5 protein-coding genes are annotated in these 4,321 nt (G+C 48.5%); 4 read left to right on the forward strand and 1 reads right to left on the reverse strand.

The window, feature by feature from the left end; genetic code table 11:
- Window positions 1–229: 229 nt before the first annotated feature.
- Window positions 230–1,207 carry a PhoH family protein gene (locus tag C7B77_RS24960; RefSeq protein WP_106311296.1) on the forward strand — a complete coding sequence of 326 codons (978 nt, stop codon included), beginning with the start codon at window positions 230–232 and terminating at the stop codon, window positions 1,205–1,207.
- 69 nt (window positions 1,208–1,276) lie between these two features.
- On the opposite strand, the gene C7B77_RS24965 is transcribed toward C7B77_RS24960, so the two are convergent.
- Complete coding sequence (locus C7B77_RS24965; RefSeq protein WP_106311300.1) at window positions 1,277–1,897, reverse strand: TetR/AcrR family transcriptional regulator; 621 nt, start codon at window positions 1,895–1,897, stop codon at window positions 1,277–1,279.
- 267 nt (window positions 1,898–2,164) lie between these two features.
- On the opposite strand from C7B77_RS24965, the gene C7B77_RS24970 reads away from it, so the two are divergent.
- The 3 genes from C7B77_RS24970 (at window position 2,165) to C7B77_RS24980 (ending at window position 4,276) form a co-directional block, all read left to right on the forward strand.
- Window positions 2,165–2,575 carry an SRPBCC family protein gene (locus C7B77_RS24970; protein WP_106311303.1) on the forward strand — a complete coding sequence of 137 codons (411 nt, stop codon included), beginning with the start codon at window positions 2,165–2,167 and terminating at the stop codon, window positions 2,573–2,575.
- A 186-nt stretch (window positions 2,576–2,761) separates the two neighbouring features.
- Window positions 2,762–3,403: a beta-carboxysome protein CcmP gene (gene ccmP / locus C7B77_RS24975; RefSeq protein WP_106311306.1), complete on the forward strand. Its 642-nt coding sequence runs from the start codon at window positions 2,762–2,764 to the stop codon at window positions 3,401–3,403.
- A 9-nt stretch (window positions 3,404–3,412) separates the two neighbouring features.
- Window positions 3,413–4,276, forward strand: a complete 864-nt coding sequence (locus C7B77_RS24980; protein WP_181244024.1) for a pentapeptide repeat-containing protein — start codon at window positions 3,413–3,415, stop codon at window positions 4,274–4,276.
- The last annotated feature ends 45 nt before the right edge of the window (window positions 4,277–4,321 follow it).

Here is a 4,321-nt window from a genome sequence, read left to right on the forward strand (position 1 = left end):
CGGTCGCCCTCGAAGTCGGAAGCTCCGTCCTCGCACATGAGCGCGTAAGCGCGATTGTGCAGGGCGGGGTAGTTCACAGTCTTAGTCAATAGACTGCCCTTTAACTTGCCACGACCAACAGTTAACAAAAGCAGGAATCGAGCTAGGCGAACGTATTAATGCTGAAGAATTTCAATTAGCATGGGATTTATCTAATCAAAAAATTCCTACGCCTAATTTTTAGACATTTATGACCGAAACAACCGCGAATAACTTGCCTTCACCCGTAGTAATCGACTTACTCAGTAATGATGGTGCTAATGCACTAGCAGGAGATCGCGAACAAAATCTAAAAACGATCGCTCGCCAAACGGGAGCGAAACTAGTATTGCGCGGACAGGAATTAATTATCGATGGTACAGTCGCCGAAATCGATCGCACTCGCGCGCTAATTGAGCTGCTGCAACCCCTGTGGCAGATGGGGAAGGGAATTTCATCTGTAGACGTTCGGGCAGCCCTACAAGCCTCAGCAACAGGCGGAGAAACGCAATTAAAATCGATGCAAACTGAGGTACTGGCGACCACTCGCAAAGGCGATCGCATTCGACCGAAAACTGCGGCTCAGTGGCAATATATTCAAACCATCCGCCAGCACGAACTAACTTTTTGTATCGGCCCTGCGGGGACTGGCAAGACATATCTAGCGGCAGTTCTAGCCGTTCAAGCTTTATTAAATGGCGAATGCGAACGCTTGATTCTGACGCGTCCCGCCGTCGAAGCTGGCGAAAAATTAGGCTTTTTGCCAGGAGATCTCCAGCAAAAGGTCGATCCATTTTTGCGTCCGTTATATGACGCTTTACATGAATTTATCGATGCCGATAAAATTCCGTTGTTAATCGAGAAAGGCACGATCGAAATCGCCCCGTTAGCTTATATGCGCGGACGCACTTTGAGTAATGCGTTTGTGATTGTCGATGAGGCGCAAAATACTACTCCCGCACAGATGAAAATGCTGCTGACGCGAATCGGCTTTCGATCGAGAATGGTCGTCACGGGTGATGTTACGCAGACCGATTTACCGTCTTTTCAAACATCAGGATTAGTCGTCGCTCAACGCATTTTACAAAACATCGAGGGGATTGGTTTTTGCTATTTTAATAAGAGCGATGTGGTACGCCATGCCTTGGTGGAGCGGATTGTCGCTGCTTACGAGCGGGAAGAGGGCTAGGCTTTAGGCTTTAGGCTTTAGGCTTTAGGCTTTACTGAATTCAGGGGTAATTTATTTTACTGCTAAACCCTAAATTTCAGGGACAGATTTTTTAGTTGCTAATCCATCTAATAAAAACCCGACAAATACGGAGGCAACTCCGTCCTCGATCGAGGTGTTTTCTGGTAACAACATGTTGGTTTGGTAAGCGATCGAAATTACTGCGACTCCATGCACCATCGCCCAGATTGATTTGGTCATTTGGTGCGTATTGCCAGCAATTAAGGTGTTGTTTTCTTGTCCGGATTTGACCAGCTCGAATAAGCAGTTGAGAGCTGCTTGTGAGGCTAATAGCAAGTTCGGATACTTCTCGACTTCATAGGGACGAAACATGACTTGCAAGTGATTGGGACGATCGAGTGCAAAGCGGATGTAGGCATTGCTGGCAGCAATTAATCGTTCATAAGTACTATTTTCTGCTGTGGCGATCGCCGATTCAATTTCAATTGCTAGCAGACGAAAGCCTTCTTCGGCAATCTCTGCTAGCACGGCTTCTTTGTCGGCAAAGTGCATGTATGGTGCGTTATGGCTCACCCCAGCTCTCTGCGCCATTTTTCGCAAACTGAGCGCGTGGGTACCTTCCTCTGCTAGCAGTTCGGTGGCGACTTGTATCAGGGTGTTGCGGAGATTGCCATGATGATATTTAGCCATTTGTCGCTCCCAATATTGACAGTGCCAATATGTAGGCGTTATATTGGCACTGTCAACTTAACACGTCTTTGCCAAGTTAGGTTAGACGACAATAACTAACTCAAGTTGCTACCGATGGAACGCCTACGATTGAAATCGTGGCTAATGTCGCAAAGTCCGCCTTCGCGGACTGACTTTCCTAGTCCGCGAAGGCGGACTTTGCACTCTGAGCAGCGGTTTCTAACCGCTGGGGTTACGGGTATCAACTTAGATTAACCAGGTAATGTCATGAAGTTTAGTCACACGCTGAAAACTGCCGCCGCACCAGAACGGATTTGGGAAATCTGGACTGATGTGGAAAACTGGGCGCAATGGGACACAGAATTAATTAGTGCCGATCTGGATGGTGCCTTTGTGCTGGGTGCGATCGGCAGATTGAAGCCAAAAACAGGTGGAGCTACTAAGTTCGAGATCTCACAATTTAATCCTGGTAACAGCTATACATTCAAGATCGGATTGCCATTAAGTAGTTTACATGTGCATCGCTATTTGAGCGATCGATCGGATGGTACATACTTTACCCATGAAGTATCCTTTCAAGGGCTACTCTCTTGGCTATTCGGGTTATTATTAGGCCGCAAGTTCCGATCGGTATTGCCCAGCGTAATGGCGAATTTAGAGCGCATTGCCAACAGCTAGATGGGACGTTGCTGATTTTAATATATGATGCTCAATTTTTTACAGCAAACTGATTTCTCCCAACTCCTAACCCATCACCAGCTCTTTCATCCCTCACTCTAGCAACGCCCCAAAGGGAAGGTCGATCGCGGCGGAGGGGAATCCAGATGCGGTATACTTATTGGGGTTGACAAGTTTTAAAAAGTTTTGGGAATCGACCTGCGTAGTTACGTTTTTATCGATCGGTTGCAACGCCAACATGCGGCATATTTGGGTACGGAAGCCCAGGGTTTTTTGCCATTGCCAGCAGATTCCTCGCTGTGGATCGAAGTTTCGCCTGGGGTCGAAATCAACCAAATGATGGACATTGCCCTCAAATCTGCTCAAGTCAGACCGGGAGTGCAGATCATCGAGCGGTTGTATGGATTGATGGAAATTCATGCTAGCAATCAGGGCGACGTTCATGCTGCCGGACGCGCGATTTTGGCCTATTTAGGAGTCCGTCAGTCTGATTGTCTCAAGCCGCGCGTCATTTCGAGTCGGATCATTCGCAATATTACCGCCCATCACACTCAGATGATCAATCGGTCTCGGCGGGGAAATATGATTTTGGAAGGACAAACGCTGTATGTATTGGAAGTAGAGCCAGCGGCATATGCGGCAATTGCGGCTAATGAAGCCGAAAAATCGGCGGCGATTAATATCCTCCAAATTTCGGCTGTCGGCGTCTTTGGGCGGCTGTATTTAGGCGGTGAAGAACGGGATATTAAGGCGGCGGAGGCAGGAATTTTGGCTTCGTTAGAGAGTTTGCCGGGGCGTCCGTTTCCAGACAAAGCCAAACAGGAGTAGGAAATGGGTGTGAGTGCAGAAGACATGTTGCGGCGCGGTGCGGTGGCATGGTTGAAGTGGCGGGAGCAGCAACTAGAAGTACCGGATTTGAGCGATGCTAGCTTGATGGATCTGAATTTGCGCGGAGCGGATCTCCACGCTGTCAATCTTCGCCGTGCGGATTTGAGCGGTGCCAAACTGGTAGCAGCCAACTTGATGGGGGCAAATCTCAGTAATGCGATCGTCGATGGTGCGGATCTGGTCGATGCTAATTTACAATCGATCGAGACGATCGCATGTAGTGCTAAAGGTGCCGATTTGCGGCGCGCGAATTTGACTGGTGCAAATTTGATGGGTAGTAATTTCAGCTACACCGATCTGCGCGATGCCCATCTGGCGGGAGTAAATGCGATCGCGATCGACCTTACCGCAGCTAAGTTACGCGGCGCGGATCTCGATGGCATCAATTTACATCGCGCCACGCTCAATTATGCCAATTTAGTCCAAACCAATTTAGCTAATGCCGATCTGACTCGATCGATCTTAGCGGAAACCGAACTCGGTTCGGCACATTTATATCGTGCCAATTTGACCGAAGCACGGCTGAGTCGAGCGCATTTAGTCAGTGTCTATGCCGTATGCGCCAATTTCGATCGAGCAATGCTGATGAGTGCCGATCTATCATGGGCGCAATTGACTAAAACTATCTTTACAGGCGCACAGCTTCAGCAGGCAAAATTACGAGGTGCCAATTTATCTGGTGCGGACTTATCTGGTGCAGATTTATCTGGTGCCGATTTAACTGGTGCCAATTTCAGTTATACCAATCTCCAGCGGACGATTTTCGCAGATGCCGATTTGACTGAGACGGTGTTGACAGGGGCAATTAGGTAGAGAGGGGGAGACGGCTGTCGCTTATACACATCTGACGCTGCCGAC

Origin of the sequence: Chamaesiphon polymorphus CCALA 037 (genome assembly GCF_003003845.1) — a bacterium.
Taxonomy (GTDB): domain Bacteria; phylum Cyanobacteriota; class Cyanobacteriia; order Cyanobacteriales; family Chamaesiphonaceae; genus Chamaesiphon; species Chamaesiphon polymorphus.